Annotated in this window: 14 protein-coding genes and 1 riboswitch; of the genes, 9 read left to right on the forward strand and 5 right to left on the reverse strand. The window is 46.5% G+C overall.

The features are described from left to right. Nucleotides 1-78: 78 nt before the first annotated feature. The 3 genes from Y696_RS06590 to Y696_RS06600 are packed head-to-tail and all read right to left on the reverse strand — an operon-like array spanning nt 79 to nt 2,047. Nucleotides 79-960, reverse strand: coding sequence for a hypothetical protein (locus Y696_RS06590; protein ID WP_121510021.1), 882 nt, complete (start codon nt 958-960; stop codon nt 79-81). Nucleotides 961-999: 39 nt separating this feature from the next. Further along, nucleotides 1,000-1,494, reverse strand: a complete 495-nt coding sequence (locus Y696_RS06595) for a hypothetical protein (RefSeq protein ID WP_006486609.1) — start codon at nt 1,492-1,494, stop codon at nt 1,000-1,002. Further along, on the reverse strand, nt 1,487-2,047 hold the full coding sequence (locus Y696_RS06600; RefSeq protein ID WP_006486610.1) for an RNA polymerase sigma factor: 561 nt from the start codon (nt 2,045-2,047) through the stop codon (nt 1,487-1,489). Before Y696_RS06600 ends, Y696_RS06595 begins: the two co-directional genes overlap by 8 nt. A 263-nt stretch (nt 2,048-2,310) precedes the next feature. Between Y696_RS06600 and Y696_RS06605 the strand changes: the two genes are divergently transcribed. Both Y696_RS06605 and nth read left to right on the forward strand, forming a co-directional pair. Continuing rightward, nucleotides 2,311-3,729 (forward strand): aminopeptidase, encoded by a 1,419-nt coding sequence (locus tag Y696_RS06605; protein WP_006486611.1) that lies wholly within the window; start codon nt 2,311-2,313, stop codon nt 3,727-3,729. After that, nucleotides 3,722-4,384 carry an endonuclease III gene (gene nth / locus Y696_RS06610; protein ID WP_006486613.1) on the forward strand — a complete coding sequence of 221 codons (663 nt, stop codon included), beginning with the start codon at nt 3,722-3,724 and terminating at the stop codon, nt 4,382-4,384. Before Y696_RS06605 ends, nth begins: the two co-directional genes overlap by 8 nt. On the opposite strand, the gene Y696_RS06615 is transcribed toward nth, so the two are convergent. Beyond that, complete coding sequence (locus tag Y696_RS06615; RefSeq protein WP_006486615.1) at nt 4,314-5,840, reverse strand: iron ABC transporter permease; 1,527 nt, start codon at nt 5,838-5,840, stop codon at nt 4,314-4,316. The two genes, nth and Y696_RS06615, sit on opposite strands and share 71 nt — an antisense overlap. Nucleotides 5,841-5,883: 43 nt before the next feature. Further along, a complete protein-coding gene (locus Y696_RS06620; RefSeq protein WP_006486617.1) occupies nt 5,884-6,861 on the reverse strand; it encodes a thiamine ABC transporter substrate binding subunit in 978 nt (325 codons plus the stop codon). 30 nt (nt 6,862-6,891) lie between these two features. Beyond that, nucleotides 6,892-6,992, reverse strand: a riboswitch (TPP riboswitch). A gap of 46 nt (nt 6,993-7,038) precedes the next feature. Between Y696_RS06620 and Y696_RS06625 the strand changes: the two genes are divergently transcribed. From Y696_RS06625 to Y696_RS06655, 7 genes are all read left to right on the forward strand, one after another. Beyond that, complete coding sequence (locus Y696_RS06625; protein WP_006486619.1) at nt 7,039-8,265, forward strand: nicotinamide-nucleotide amidohydrolase family protein; 1,227 nt, start codon at nt 7,039-7,041, stop codon at nt 8,263-8,265. Continuing rightward, a complete protein-coding gene (gene mfd, locus Y696_RS06630) occupies nt 8,241-11,279 on the forward strand; it encodes a transcription-repair coupling factor (RefSeq protein ID WP_121510022.1) in 3,039 nt (1,012 codons plus the stop codon). Before Y696_RS06625 ends, mfd begins: the two co-directional genes overlap by 25 nt. Further along, nucleotides 11,269-12,588, forward strand: a complete 1,320-nt coding sequence (gene mnmE / locus Y696_RS06635) for a tRNA uridine-5-carboxymethylaminomethyl(34) synthesis GTPase MnmE (RefSeq protein ID WP_006486622.1) — start codon at nt 11,269-11,271, stop codon at nt 12,586-12,588. The genes mfd and mnmE overlap by 11 nt, the downstream gene beginning before the upstream one ends. Nucleotides 12,589-12,593: 5 nt before the next feature. Further along, nucleotides 12,594-13,304 (forward strand): hypothetical protein, encoded by a 711-nt coding sequence (locus tag Y696_RS06640; protein ID WP_014730941.1) that lies wholly within the window; start codon nt 12,594-12,596, stop codon nt 13,302-13,304. 173 nt (nt 13,305-13,477) lie between these two features. Further along, nucleotides 13,478-14,674, forward strand: coding sequence for a PLP-dependent aspartate aminotransferase family protein (locus Y696_RS06645; protein WP_006486627.1), 1,197 nt, complete (start codon nt 13,478-13,480; stop codon nt 14,672-14,674). Next, nucleotides 14,671-15,624 (forward strand): alcohol dehydrogenase catalytic domain-containing protein, encoded by a 954-nt coding sequence (locus Y696_RS06650; RefSeq protein WP_006486629.1) that lies wholly within the window; start codon nt 14,671-14,673, stop codon nt 15,622-15,624. Before Y696_RS06645 ends, Y696_RS06650 begins: the two co-directional genes overlap by 4 nt. Before the next feature lie 2 nt (nt 15,625-15,626). After that, complete coding sequence (locus Y696_RS06655; protein WP_259459867.1) at nt 15,627-16,307, forward strand: YjjG family noncanonical pyrimidine nucleotidase; 681 nt, start codon at nt 15,627-15,629, stop codon at nt 16,305-16,307. Nucleotides 16,308-16,338 lie beyond the last annotated feature (31 nt).

Here is a 16,338-nt window from a genome sequence, read left to right on the forward strand (position 1 = left end):
TATACAACAGAATTCAATCAATTTTGAGAAATCTTTATGAAAACCTCAATAAGTCTTACTTTTAGTGAACGCTCGCATTCAGTAGAGATCTTCAAGAAGGGAAGAGAGTGTTTCTGTATCTATCATCCCGAGAAGACTAATCGCAGAGTTCTCCGAGAGTCTCTCAATCGCGTAACTGTAACCGTTTGCCTGGGCCATCTGAGCGGAAAACTTCTGAAGATAGTCCGGTTCGGTATTGAATGAGAAGTATAGAACCATTCGACCATACTCGATCGAATACATCAGAACAGTGTAAAGATATGTCTTTCCGTCAGTTGCGAAATCCATTGATGACCAGGCAAAGTGCTTTTCCAGCATTGCCTCTGAAAAGTAGATTGGAGGACGGATTATTATCATGCCTTCAGTCGCGTTTGACAACTTTGTCAACGCTTCGTGAGACATTTCCGAATAACCTCTGTAACTCGCGCTAATAGTATGAAATGGATACGACTTAACCAGCTTCAACAACTTGTAATTGTCATCGTAAGTAGCTTCGAAAGTTAGATTGCCCGATGATATGGTGATTTTTCTGCTGTTGGGAAGATCTAGAAAGAGATCGACCACATAGTTCTTCCTGTTCACCAGGTCAATGAAGTTGTCTTCCACATCTTTGATTTTTGTTAACGGCTCGAAAGCAATACTCCTTGTGCGAAAGATAGCAAAATGGCCTGAGCTGTTTCTCACCCAGCCAAATTCACCCTTTGCAGAAGAATACGATGTAACCAGTTTATAGGGACCGGATTTTATTACTCGCTCGTTCTTTGCAGTAGTAACTATTCCGCTCTCTTGTACGTATCTATCTACTTCATACGAAGAGTTCTTCAAAACATCTACCAGGGTAGTTAACTCTTCGACAGCATCCTTTCCAACCGCCAGCCCGACAACAAGCAACAGGACAACGAGTACGGACAGTTTTTTCACGGCGATTTCACTCCTTCTGTGTCTTAGAGCGTCTATAGATTAGTAGGTCGTGCTGATTCCAGAGATCTCAAAATCATTCTCCACAGCTGATTCACTAAGAAAGCCGAGCGAACGCTCCATTTCCTTCTCCATCATTACCAGATTATTCCCCTCTGCTTCGCCCTGCGTAAAGGCATTCAGATTGACCCTGAGCCTTTCATTCAGACTCGAGCTACTGCCTAGGACATCTGCGAGCTGGTAAAGCTCTCCCTTTTTCTTAATAAGAATAGTGTTACCAGTGAAGAACGAAACCGAAAAGATACCCAGTACCAAACAGGCAGCTACGGTACCGAGAATTTTGTAAGGTCTGCTCTTTAGCTTCCTTACATTGCTCAGAGTTCTTTTCTTCAGTTCATCAGAAGGCTTGTAGCAACAACTCTCTTTCAGAGCGTCTATAGCCTTCACATAGCCTTTTAGTTCTTTCCTTTCATCTACCCTCAGCTTATCAAACGGGATCTCTCGATCCAAAATGCGGACAAATCTTTCTTCATCCAATGTAACCTACCTCCTCGAGAAGCTCTTTAAGCCGCTTTCGAGCGTAATGCAATCTGCTCTTGACCGTGCCGACCGGTTTATCGAGTATGTCGGCTATCTCCTCGTACGACAGATCATCTATGTCTCTCAACTTTATAAGTAGTCGATCATCTTCAGCAAGTCTCTCAACAACAGACATCAGTTCCTCAAAAGAGATCTCGTCCATGACTTCTCTGAACACATTTGTCGTAGCCGGAGGTTCAAACGCAACCTTATCTTCACTCTCTCTGAAATCCGTAAGAAATTCGTTGTTTCTCTTCCTCTTCACCAGAGTATCCTTACAGACATTCACAGCTATTCTATAAAGCCAGGTCGAAAGTTTTGCATCCCCACGAAACTTCCTAACGTTCTTGAAGACCTTTATAAAAACCTCCTGGATAACATCCTCAACATCATCGTATCCAAGGTATGATTTTACGACACTTCCCAACCTCGGAGCATATTCATCGTACAAGACTTCGTATGCCCAGACCTTCTTCTTCTTTAGTCCATCTATTAGCTTCTTTTCGTCCAACCATACCACCCTAATCTGTTCTATATGACGATAAAGGAGCGAATACAGTTCAACTCCTCACGTTAATTATATAATTATCCTTAAATCAATCATAACACCGGGGAAGAGACTGCGAATCTTTTGATTAGCGAATCATGAAAAACAAGACCATCTGCAAGCAAAAACGGAAATTTTGTAAAGCAAATCACTGAGCTCGAAAAAGCCAATCAAATCGGATAAAATTAAAGGTGAAAGAACTTATTCGCATTACTGGAGGTGAAGAATTGAAACGGGAAGATGCAAAGAAGCTCAGTAATAAGCTAACGATGAGGAAAAGGAGTGCCTGGTTCTCGCTTGATAAGGAAGAGGTCTTCGCTTACTCGAAAGAGTACATGAAATTCATTGGCAAATCTGTTACAGAGCGCCTGGCAGTGAAGAATCTCGTTGATCTTCTTGAATCGAGAGGTTTCAAGCCCGTATCATCATTTGAGAAGACGGGCGTGAAAAGGGGAGACCGAATTTATCTGACGAAAGACAACAAGGCGCTTATCGCCACAGTGATCGGCGAAGACCTCAAGGAAGGTATCGACATGGTTGCCGCTCACCTAGATGCGCCAAGGCTTGATCTTAAGCCCAGTCCGTTGGTCGAAGATTCGGAAATCGCAATGCTCAAGACTCATTACTATGGAGGAGTCAAGAAATACCAGTGGCTCAACATTCCTCTTGCCTTTGTGGGGACTGTAATCAAGAGTAACGGAGAGTCGGTTGACGTCTCGATAGGATTGAACAGTGGAGATCCCGTCTTCGTTATTTCCGACCTCCTTCCACACCTAGACAACAGGGAAGGGGATTTCAGAAAGGTATTTCAGGGTAAAGACTTGAACGCAATGTCCGGCACGATACCTATTGTTGAGGGAAAGGATTTCGAGAATCCCGTCAAACTAATGTTCCTTAACCTCCTCTACGAAAAGTACGGACTTGTCGAAGAGGATTTCTTTTCTGCCGACATCCAGCTGGTACCCGCTCTTGAGCCCAGGGAAGTCGGACTGGATAGATCCATGATCGGAGCTTATGGTCATGATGATAGAGTCTGTTCCTATTCTGCCCTCACTGCGCTTGCAGATATGTCCTCGATTGATAATCCTAAGCGTACGGCAATGGTTCTCCTCTTTGACAGAGAAGAAATAGGAAGCGAGGGAGTCACCGGAGCGAAGGGACAGTTCTGGGTAACGTTTATCGAAAAGCTCCTCAATCTCTCGGGGGCAAAAGGGCTTTACGAAATAGATTTCCTTTTGGAGAAATCGAGAATGCTTTCCGGGGATGTCGCAGCCGGCTTCGATCCTACTTTCAAGGATGCTCATGACCAGGCAAACGTAGCGAGATTCGGCTATGGAATCGCTATCCTCAAATACACGGGTTCTAGAGGAAAATCGGGGACAAGCGAAGCCAGCGCAGAATTCATGGGCTATGTGCGAAGACTGCTTAACCAGAAGGGAGTGCATTGGCAGAGCACGATCCTCGGAGAGGTAGACAGAGGCGGTGGCGGTACAGTAGCAAAGTTCTTTGCCGAAAGAGGAGTAACCGTAGTCGATGCAGGAACGCCAGTCTTTGGTATGCATTCGCCGTTTGAGCTTCTCTCCAAAGCAGATCTTTACGAAACTTACAGAGCATACAAGGTTTTTCTGGAGGGGGGCGATGTCTAGAAGCGACTGCTCTCCCGAAGCTGTTTCTAGCTGGATAGTTGGAAATTTCCCGCGCGAACAGGAATACGGAGACCCGTTCAAGGTTCTGGTAAGCACAATTCTCAGCCAAAGAACAAGAGACGAAAATACCGAGGAGGCCTCTCGCAGGCTCTTCTCGGTTTACCCAGATCCTCAATCCTTAATTGACGCAAAACCCGAGGATCTCTACGACCTAATAAAGGCCTCGGGGATGTACAGACAGAAAGCCGCAAGAATTATCAATTGCGCCAGAATGATAGTGGAGAGCTTTGCCGGCGAAGTGCCGGATACTCTCGAAGAGCTGGTGACAATCCCTGGAGTCGGGAGAAAGACGGCCAACATCGTTCTAAACGTTTCCTTCAAAAAGGAGGCACTGGCCGTTGACACACATGTACACAGAATCGCCAACAGGTTGGGATGGGTGAAAACGAAGACTCCCGATGATACTGAATTTGAGCTGATGAAGATCTTGCCACCTAGTATATGGGGACCGGTGAATGGATCGATGGTCGAGTTCGGCAGAGAAATCTGCAGACCGATCGGTCCTAAGTGCAATCTCTGCGGAATCAGCCAGTGTTGCGAATACTTCTCTCTGGTTTCTGAGCAAACCACCGAGAGACAGAAACAACAGAAATGATAATTATTCCCAACGCCGAACTGAGAAATCTCGCCTCCAGAAGATAGCGGCTGCCGTTGAGTCTGTAGATCGCAACGGCAAAGGTTGGAAAGTCTTTGCTCCCAAGTATGAGCGATCCACCGAACTCACCCATAGAGATCGCGAAGACAACGGTTGCCGCATATATAATTGTGCTTCTGAAGAAGGGAATGATCATGTATCTTAAACGCTCTATCTTTGAGGCGCCGTCTATCTGTGCCGCCTCAAGGAAGTTCAGTTCTGCTCCGATAACCTGACCGCTTATATAATTTAGAACAACCGGCAGGGAAATCACAATATAGAGCAATAGAATCAAGATTGGAACCGGAAAACCACCGAACACAGTAAGATACGATACTGCCAGTATAGAGGGTGTTACGGAGAGTGCGATCAAAGAAATTATCCGAAGCTGTTTCGAGCCTTTTATGGTTTTTCGTGCCTGCCAGGAAAGCAAAAAGGCTATCGTTACGGTCACTAGCGCCGCAAGGGCAGAGAGTGTCAGTGAATTGATCAGAGTATTTGTCAGACCGGCTCCAATGAGTACGAGTTTCTCACCAAAGAGCTTTGAAATTCTACTGAATATGAATTCCCCTCTCGTCCAGTCGTAGAAGGAACTCAGGAGCGCACCAAGAATTGGAAGCCATTCGAAAAGAAGGAAAGTCCATGAGTAAATCGCCGTAAATCTGTTTTTCTCTTTATACTGCTCACCCTGCTCAAAAGTCGCACTTTTTTCACTCGCTGAGATAAGCAATCCAAACAACATGATGAAAATGAACTGAACGACGGCAAGCACGACTGCGTTTTGAGGAGCAGCCAGAAGCCTGAAATTCATGTAGATCGAGACTTCAAGAGTGGCGAATTGAGCACCGCCAAGGATAAGTACTACTGCGAAAGAGGTAAAACAATAAGTGAAGATGAGCAGTGCCGAATTGATTATTGCCGGCGTAACGAGAGGCAGTTCAACGCGGAGAAGCCTCATTATTCTTCCAGATCCGTCTATCTTTGAGCTCTCGAGAACATCCGAGGGCAGTTTCCTAAGAGCGTTCCCTAGCACGAGAATAACAATTGGCGCATTGTAAAACACGTGCCCAAGGAGAACGGCCCCCAAAGAATAAAGAATCTGTACCCTTTCGAACCCTAAACTAGACAGGAAGTTGTTGAAGATTCCATTTCTGCCATATACAGACAAGAAGCCAATTGCCATAGAAATACTTGGAAAGAAGAATGGTATGTACGTAGTTATACCCAGCAAACTTGAAAGCCGTCCGCTGCTCCTCGCATAGTGTACCGCCGCGGGGAAACCTACGATCATTGCAAGCAAAGTGCTTAGCAAAGACTGTTTTACAGTGAATCCCGCAATTGATTTGAATGAAGGCGATGAAACCACAGAGAAGATCGTTTCAAAGTTTAGGTTTCCAAATGCGAGAAACAGCGGCAAAAGAACAACGGCCGCGATAGCGACTGAGTATATTGTTAGTGACTTACCTTTCGTAAATTACCTCTTCCCACGTTTCAATCAGCTTGGAGAGATCAACATCGGCTGAGAGTTTTAGAATCTTTTCAGGTTTTACCGCATAATCGAAGGCCGGCGGCATCTCTACTTCGATAACCGGGAACATCCACTGGTTCAAAGGGATGTGGCTCTGGAAATCTTCGCTAAGAATGAAATCCATGAAGAGCTTCGCTTCTTCAAGATTATCAGTCCACTTAATTATCCCCGCTCCCTCGACCTGAACATATCCCTTACCCTCGGGTATAACGGTTGAGTAGATCGATTCTCCGTAGTAGTGCTTCGAATACGCTCCATCGGTGGCGTAGGAAACCATGATTGGAGCCTCTCCCGACTCGAACTTCTGGAAGGCGTCGTCCCAGCTCAACGAAACCGTCAGAATCGACGGAGTTATCGCCCGCCAGAACTCTTCGAAGCGCTCTCCAAACAAAAGGTAAGTCCATGCAAGAAATGAGAGACCGGTACTGGAGGTTCTCGGATCTTGGATTATTACGCTTCTTTCGAACTCCGGCTTAGTAAGGTCCCACAAGGTTGAAATTGACTCTTCGATCTGACTTCCGTTACAGATGAGCGCTATACTTCCAAAGTCATAAGGCGTGAGTCGCCACTCCTCATCCAGCAGGAGATCGTTGCTTATGATTCTCTCAAAGCCCATGGGGCGATAAGAGAGAAATATGTCCTCTTCGAAGGCCCGCCGCGAAAGAAGATTGTCGATCCCAATAACGACATCTCCATCAAACTTCTCTCTCTCCGAAATAATCAAGCTCAACAGTGAGCCCGAGTCTCCCACCGCACGAAACTCGACGTCAATTCCAGTCTGTTCTGTGAATTTCCCAAAACTCTCTTCGGCAAGCGGTTCGAGGGAATCATATGAGTAGACAGTCAACGCTGATACTGCTGAAAGAGAGAGGAAGAAGATCATCAGTGAGAGCAGTAATGCTCTTCTCATAAAAATACACCTCCTGTAAATGATTACCGGAGGCGCACTCACTGGCCGTCCCTACGCCGGTCCTAACCGGATCAGGTTCATGGGGTCTGCTTTCAGCACTCTCAGCCCTTTGGGCTCCCCCGGCAATCAATTATACCACCGTCCGTTTGGTGATACAATTGACGAGGAGGTGGTCATTTGAAGGCTGCAATCCTTCTTACAGGCGATGAGATTACTAAAGGAGTTGTCAAAGACAGTAACGGCGGCTATCTTTCTGAAAAACTCACTGCCCTGGGATTCGAAGTTCAGTCAATAGTCATTGTACCCGACAGGAAAGAATTCATAGAAAGAGAAATCAGTAACGCTCTGGATAGAGCCGATCTCTTGCTAATAACTGGCGGACTCGGAAGCACTTTCGACGACATAACGCTCCAAACGGTTGCCGATTTTCTCGGGAAAGAGCTGATTTATGACAGCGAGTATCATTCGTCGCTCTCCGAAAGTTTTGAAGAAAGGTATGCTCGAAAAGCTCCCGCAGGGTTGAAAAGACAGTCTTTTGTGATTCAGGACTCCATTCAACTAGCAAATCCATCGGGAAGCGCGAGAGGAGCTTACATAAGAGAAGACAATAAGGAAATCGTTATACTTCCGGGACCTCCAGTGGAGATGGAAGCGGTGTTCAGAGAGGCGCTTAAGTTCATCACGCTCCCACCGCCTTCTTATTCTAGAACAATTGGTTTTGTCGACCTTACGGAACCCGAAGTAGAGGAGTTCACGGAGCAGATGCTCACGGAATTTCCAAGCGTCAAGTTTGTCACGAGAGTAAGATACTTCTCGGGGCCAACTGTCATTCTCACTTCGGATAATGAATCTATCCTTGAAGAGATCTGTTCGTTATTCACAAGACGATGGAAGAAATACGTGTATACCACGACCGGCGAAGAGTTGGTCCAGGTAGTAGTGAAAGAGCTCAAGGCTAGAAAACTATCTGTCTCGGTTGCAGAATCCTGTTCGGGGGGGCGTCTCTCAGCTCTTCTAACATCGGTTCCCGGAGTATCCGATGTTTTTCCCGGTGCAATTGTCTCCTATTCCAACGACATCAAGATATCACTTCTGAAAGTGAATGAAGATACTCTGAATCGCCATGGGGCAGTTTCAGAAGAGGTTGCCGCTGAGATGGCGGCCGGAACAAAGATCCTTTTCGGCACAGACATCGGTCTTTCCGTCACGGGAATAGCCGGACCGACTGGAGGCACAGAAACTAAGCCCGTGGGTATGGTCTGCTCTGCAGTCAGGATCGGCGATTTAACAAAAACTTATACCGACATGTTTAGAGGGGATAGAGAGACTATTCAGCTTAGAGGTGCGAGCACCGTCTTAAAGAGATTGTGGAGGTTATTTTGGAACGAGTTTTATATAGAGTGAATGAACCAATCTCCTGGGTTGAAAAAGGAAATTATAATGCTTCGCGAAACTTGATCATCTTCCCAAGTGAGAGAATGCTTGATTCCTTCATTGAGATCCATGAGAGACGTGAAGGAGACGGCTTCTTTTTTTCTCATGATGTGTTTCCATTTGAGGAAATAGGTACTTCTTCGAGGATAAGATCGGAAAGGCTAGCCCTGCTCAGAAAGCTTCTCCTCGGAGAGCTGAGAACGGTTTACACTTCTTTTCACGGAATCCTGAGAAAGACCGTACCGATCGAAGTTTTCGAAGAGCTGTCCTTCAAGGTCGAAGTTGGCGGCCCGATGACAATCAGCGAGGACCAGCTTCAGAGTCTCGGATATTCGAGATCATTCTCAGTTACTATCCCGGGAGAGTTCGCAATAAGAGGTGGAATTGTAGATGTCTTCATACCCGGATCGGAAATGCCGGTGAGGATAGACACCTTCGACAGGGAAATTGAGTCCATCAGGAGTTTCGATCCGGTCTCCCAGAAGAGTCTACAAAGGTTGAACGAAGTGTTGATTACTCCGGCCGCAGAAGGGATTACGGCTTCGCCTTTCAAAGAAACTGCACTGAAGCGAATCAGGGCGGCCGAGCAGGCGACTGGGGTCTCAGATGAGATTCTCTTAGCCCGATTGGATACCATGGACACAACGGCCGGCATCTTCTACGAACGCCAGTCGATACTTCTCGACTTTCTAGAAGGCTACAGCGTTATCTTTGTGAAGCCCGACGATGCGATCGTCGAATATGGAAGAAGAGAACGAGAAACACTGGAACTCCTTTCCGAAAAGGCGGTAAGAAAGTTCCTTTACATTAGGTACGGGGGAGTTTCGTCGGAAGTGCTGATGAAGCTCAACGAATACTCGATCGTTTCCGACGGCGACGTTTCTTCTCTAGACTACGACGAAGAATTGACTGAAGAACTTCAGATCATCAAGAGACCGAGAAGAGAAGAGGAGTACTTACCGAGAATTCCCGTTGTCGACTGGACGGAACTTGAAGAGGGAGACTACGTAGTCCATAAGGAGTATGGCATCGGGCGGTATCTTGGAGTGAGAACGGTAGAGAATATTCTGGGAACGAGAGAATATCTTCTACTTGAATACAGAGATGGGAACAAGATCTATGTACCGGTAGACAGGGTTGATCGGGTCCACAAATATATTGGAAGCACCGAAGGAATTCAGTTAAACTCCTTGCGCGGGACTGCCTGGACGAGACAGAAATCTAAGGTCAACAAAGAGGTAAAGGCCCTCATCTCGGACCTGTCGAACCTCTACGGATCTAGAGAAGTCACTTCCGGCATTCCACTCACTGGAGACAGCGAAATGGAGAAGGGCTTTCGTGACAGCTTCCCGTATGTCGAGACAGAAGATCAACAAAAGGCAGTACAAGAAGTAATGGAAGACCTTCAAAGCACCAAACCTATGGACAGACTCATAAGCGGTGACGCGGGCTATGGAAAGACCGAAGTTGCTTTACGCGCTGCGTTCCGAACGGTGGTCTCCGGAAAACAGGTAGCCGTAATGGTTCCCACTACGGTACTGGCCCGACAACATTACGAAAACTTCGAACGCCGGTTGAATCCCTTTGGAATAAGAGTCGAGATTCTCGACCGTTATCGGACCGATGTACAGCGAAACAAACTTTTGAAGAAACTCAAGAAGGGCGAAGTCGATGTTGTAGTAGGAACACACTCTCTACTTTCGAAAGAAGTGGGGTTTGCCGACCTCGGCCTCGTCGTGGTCGACGAAGAACAACTTTTCGGAGTCCTTCAGAAAGAGCATTTCAAGAAGCTCCGTCTTCAGGTCAACGTTCTCTCAATGAGCGCGACTCCGATTCCGAGAACTCTTTACATGTCTCTTTCGGGTCTGCGGGATCTTTCGATAATCTCCACACCGCCTGCGGGACGCACCTCACCAGAAATCTATGTTGGACAGATCAACGACAGACTGATCAGAACCGCGGTCCTCAGAGAGACCAATAGGGGCGGCCAGACGATCTTCGTTCACAACAGAGTGACCGAGCTGCAGGAGTTACTCTCTCGATTGAGAGACCTTCTGCCCGAAGTTAAGATAGACGTCGCCCACGGGCAAATGAACAAGACCGCATTTGAGCGAACAATCAGAGACTTCTATCTTGGCGAACTAGATATGCTTTTGTGCACAACGATAATCGAGAGCGGAGTCGACGTTCCTAATGCCAATACTCTTATAGTCGATGACTCTCATAGATACGGACTTGCCCAGCTTTATCAGTTGAGGGGAAGAGTTGGCAGAAGCAACAGAAGGGCATTCTCGTACTTTCTGTACGATCCAAAGAGATTGTCCGGTCCGTCGAGAGAGAGACTGAAGGCTTTGAAGGAGTTCTCCGGAGCGGGAAGTGGTATGAAGATCGCCATGCGGGACCTGGAAATAAGAGGATTCGGAACCTTATTGGGAGCGGAGCAACATGGAAACATAAACTCCGTTGGACTCTATCTCTACCGCGAGATGGTGGAAAAGGCAATGAGGGAACTTCATGGTGAAGAAGAGATCGGAGTAGAGGAGCGAACCGTCGATACTGAGCTTAAGAACATTCCATTCGATATGGTTATCCCCGAGGAATATGTTTCCGATTCCATTGAAAGATTGAAGATCTACCGGAGAATAGCCGCATGCAAAATTCAGGACGAGATAGATGAAATCGAGCTGGAGCTTCTGGATAGATTTGGTCGGCTTCCCTCTCAGGTCAATTCGCTTCTCGAAGCTTCCAGGGTTAGGCTAGGCGCCTTCAACATTGGGATAAAAATCGTAGAATACGATCCACATTCAGAGAGTATAGTTATGTTACACGGTGAAAACCATATTCGGGATTCACTGGGAATCAAAGGAAGAAGGTTAGTTGTAAATGAACGCGAGGGCAAATCGATACTCTACGGCGTGCCGGAAAGACATCTTATGAGAACACTGAAATCGCTTTTTCTTGGAGCTGAGAGAAATGTTCAATGATCCTATATGTGCACTTTCAACACCGCGCGGACTTTCTGCTACCGCTGTAATTAGATGTTCCGGAAAGGGGATAGTTTCAAGGACAAGTCACCTGCTGCCGGACTTGAAAACCTTGAAACCAAGGCATGCACACTTGACCTCATTTATGGAAGGTGGTCGCTACATCGATGAAGTTGTCGTCGTCTTCTTCCAAGGACCTGCTTCATACACCGGAGAAGATTTACTTGAGCTTTCCTTCCACGGCAATCCCCTCATAATTGAGAACGCGCTTGAATCATTATTCAGAGTGGGTTTCAGAATGGCCCTCCCCGGAGAGTTCACAAAGAGAGCAGTCCTGAACGGGAAATTCGATCTTGTGAAGGCCGAAGCGATCAATGCCCTGATAGCCTCTAAGACCGAAAAGTCTCTTGAAGCTGCAATCAAAAGCTTCAGAGGATCTCTTTCCGAAGAAGTGGCTTCATTCAGGGAGAGGATGGTTCGTCTCCTCGCCTCAGTTGAAGTCGAGTTGAATTATCCCGACGAGATTGAAACCGACTACTCTTCGCTCTATGAAGACCTGGTGCGCTTAAAAAAGGAAATGGGTGAATTCATAGAGAAATCCAGGAACGGTGTTGTGATCTCTCAGGGTATAAAGACCGCAATCGTAGGGGAGACGAATGTCGGTAAATCGACTCTTCTGAATGCCCTTTTGAAAAGAGATAGAGCGATCGTCTCCGAAATGCCTGGAACTACAAGAGATACGATCGAGGAGGATCTCAACGTCGGCGGGGTACTTTTCCGCGTAATTGACACGGCAGGAATAAGACAAGCCGAGAATGAAATCGAAGAGCTTGGAATTGAGAGAAGTCTCAAGGCCATCGAAGAGGCCGAACTGGTAATACTGCTGCGCGACCCACACAACCCTGAGAGCAAAGACCTCGAAGAAGAATTGAGAAACAAAGGAAAGAGGCTTATAGTCGCCGCGAACAAATCCGACATCAGAAAAGTCGAGCAGCATCATTTCGACGTTGTTATTAGCGCAAGAACCGGAGAAGGTTTGAAAGATCTAGAGAAGCTTATGTTAAAGAGAACGGAGGAGATTACTTCCATAGGAGACGAGGTAATCATCAGTGCGAGGCAGAAACAAAAGCTCTTAGATGCGGTCGATTATATTGCCAGATCTATTGAGGCCATCGAAGGTAACATTACCGTTGATGTTTTAAGCACGATGATCGAGCAGGCAGCAAGGAGTCTGGACGAACTTCTTGGAACACACATAACGGAAGACGTGCTGGAGAGAATCTTCAGCGATTTTTGCGTGGGGAAGTGATTTCGATGACTGGAATTCTTTTGCTTTTAGTCGGATCTGCGACAAGATTTCTGCTTTCGCCTCTATGGTTTTTCCTTGCCTGTACACCGTTCTATATAGCCTTTACGGTTCTAAGAAAGAGGTTCGACTATCGAGTTCTGGTCCTGGCTCCGTTTGTTCCCATAGTTGCAGAGATAATTGCAATTTTTTCAGGCAATTTCAGAGCCGGATTTCTTTTTGGTGATGTAATCTGCATAATTACGGTTCTACTGGGAATGGGAGATGAGCGTCCCAAGGAAAAGATGACAAGGGAGCTCGGCCTGTCAGGACCCATAAACAGAAGAAGGGTCAGTTCGGTGTTCTACACGTTCGGAAGAGTCGCCCAGATCGAAAAAGTAAATATGAGCCAGAGCTATTCGATAGTCCATGAAAATGCCTTCCATTTCACGGTCGATGTGCCCGGAACGGGGAGAGTGAAGATGACAGTTCCGCTTGAAGAAATAGAAGAGGTCTCGGTTCACATGAGCATGTCCCCCGGTGAGCTGTATCTTCCTTCTCTGAGGGATATGTTTCTTCCCGCAAAGAAGATCAAGATGATAGGAAAGCCAAAGATTAAAGACTACTTCCTGCTCGTAAAGACTTCTGAGGATACTTACTCTTTCTATGAGGAGCCGTCGACGGTACTGAGGATTCAAGAGGAAATTGAAGAAGCAAAGAAGAAAATCTCAGTGACCTGAAGAAAGGCCTTCCCTCGACGTCCGTTATTAATACAGCGGTCGATACAAGTAGAGATATTTGTCGGCTAACGATTCTATCAATAACATACTTGTTTTACTAGCTTCATACTTAATGTTACCGGCGCTCCTTCTTTCCTACGATATAATGTCATAAAGGAAGCGAGGTGTTTATTATGGATAAGACGAAGAAGCACCACTTTGATACCCTCTCGATTCACGCCGCAGAGCAAGAAGACCAAAATCAGTCTCTGAATCCGCCAATATACATGACCTCTACGTTTACATTTACTGACCTGCAGCAGGCGGAGGATACTTTTTCATTCAAACGACGTGCCTACGTATACACACGAGGTGGGAACCCTACGATAAATCTTTTCGAACAGAGGCTGGCAACCCTGGAAAACGGTGTTGACGGGGTAGCCTTCTCTTCAGGCATGGCAGCCATAAGCTCAGTTGTCATGTCCTTTGCCGCCGCTGGGGATTCGTTGGTTGCCCACAGGAATCTCTACGGCTCTACATTCGGTTTTCTAAATCACCTAATAACGAACTACGGGGTCAAGACGAAATTCATAAACATGACCGATCTTAACGCCGTAGAGAAAGCTATTACTTCGGAGACAAAGCTAATCTACCTTGAAACTCCTACCAATCCTGCACTCGAGATAATCGACATAGAAGCACTCGCTAAGATCGCACATTCAAACGGTGTCAAGGTAGTTGTCGACAATACATTTGCAACACCCGTCTTTCAACGACCGCTTGATTTCGGCGCGGATGTCGTGCTTCACAGCGCAACGAAGTACATATCCGGTCATGGAGACGTAATCGGCGGCTTTGCAACTTCAAAGGACTTCGACTACGTTCAAAAGCTCAAGTTTGGATACATGTGCGAACTGGGGGGAGTGATGAGTCCCTTCAACGCCTGGTTGTTGCTTAGAGGTATGAAGACATTGGGCCTTAGAATGGAGAGACACGAAAAAAACGCAAGGGAAATCGCAAACTTTCTGAGGAACCGCCCCGAAGTAGTGAAGGTATCTTATCCTGGCTTTGAAGATCATCCCGGACATGATATTGCATCGCGGCAGATGGAAGGATTTGGAGGTATCATAAGCTTCGAATTGAAGGGTCCAAGAGAGAACGCTGAAAGCTTCGTGAGAAATCTGAACCTAATCAAACTCGCGGTATCTCTCGGTGATGCCGAGACACTGGTGGAAGTGCCAGCGATGATGACTCACAGAGATTATCCGGAAGAAGAGCTGCACGAATTCGGCTTTTCAAGCAAGACTGTACGAATTTCTGCTGGACTTGAGCATTACTCGGATTTACTCAATGATATCGAAAATTCTCTCGACAAGGTTTACAGACAATGAAAGCGCTTGTCTTTGATGGCACCCTTAAACTGCTGGACGTTCCGTTACCGGTAAGATGGCCCGGAACATCTTTGGTAAAGGTCAATCTTGCCGGGATATGTAATACAGACTTGGAGATCACCCGCGGCTACATGGACTACCATGGAATTCTCGGCCACGAGCTTCTGGGGACGGTTATTGAAAGCGACTCGGCCATCTTGTCAGGCAAACGTGTAACTACGGAGATCAACATTCCCTGTAAGACCTGCGATCTCTGCAAACAGGGGCTTCTCAAACACTGCAGAAACATCAAGACCGTTGGAATCTCCGACTACCCGGGGGTATTTGCAGAGTACGCGGTACTTCCAGACGAGAATCTTCATGTGATTCCAGAATCTGTTTCAAGTCTGAAGGCAGTATTTACCGAACCTCTGGCAGCGGCGGCTCAGGTCTTCGAGTCCGTAGAACTCTCACCGGATCAGAGAGTCTGCCTGATTGGTGACGGAAAACTGGGTTTGCTTATTTCAATGGCTCTTTCGGCAAAGAAGATTGAACACCGACTGGTAGGTAAACACTCCCAAAGGATAGGGCTTCTCGGAAGCAGCTCCGGTGCGCTATTTTTGAGTATCGATGAAGCCGAATCTTACGACAGGCACTTCGATATCGTAATCGAAGCAACGGGAAACTCTTCAGGACTTGCTCAAGCGCTTAGGCTAGTAAGGCCACAGGGGAAGATAGTGCTGAAAAGCACCTATCAAGGAATACCGTCATTTGACGTGACGAGCGTGGTCGTTAGGGAAATAGAATTGATCGGTTCAAGGTGCGGACCCTTTGATAAAGCTATTTCCATGCTTGAAGAAGGAACGGTAGACCCAACAACACTTATCGAGAATATCTTTCACATCGACGAATCACTAAAAGCTTTTGAAGCGGCAAAGAAGTCGCTCAAGGTGATAATAAGGATGGATTGATTTTGAGCAGTAAATATAAGATGTACTTCTTTGATCTGGATCACATGATCCTTGACTTTGAAAGGAGCGAAGTAGAATCTCTTCTAGAGCTCTTCAAAGCGCGAGATATTGATCTCTCTGAAGAACAGGTGAGATCCTATCAGTCTATAAATTCAAAGTGGTGGGGCTATCTTGAAAAGGGAACAAGGAATAAAGAAGAAGTAGTAGTCGGAAGGTTCAGGGAATACTGTGATTCTATTGACGTAAGCTTTGATCCTGAGGAACTTAACGATGAATACCTTACAAGGCTTTCGAGAAAGGCATATTTCCTGCCCGGCGCAAGAGAGTTTCTCACGACCCTGAGGCGACAGGGTAAACGGATGGCAATAATAACCAACGGTGTATATCGCGTACAGCATAACAGATTTCTATCTGCGGGCCTCCCCGAATTTTTCGAATTCTCACTTTCTTCCGAAGAGGCGGGAGTGGCAAAACCCGATCCAGGAATATTTCATGAAGCAATCCGCAGGGCTGGCGTTCAAAGGAATGAGGTTGTGTATATAGGAGACAGCCTTGAGTCAGACTATAGAGGAGCCGAAAATGCGGGAATCGATTTCATCTGGTTTGGAAAACATGTCAGGAGAAACAAAGGCCCCGTTAACATAGCAAGAAACTACGATGAGCTATTAATGCTTCTTGTCTAGCTGCTGTTCCCTTACGTTAGTTTCCAGTTCC

The organism is Mesotoga sp. H07pep.5.4 (assembly GCF_003664935.1).
Lineage (GTDB): Bacteria > Thermotogota > Thermotogae > Petrotogales > Kosmotogaceae > Mesotoga > Mesotoga prima.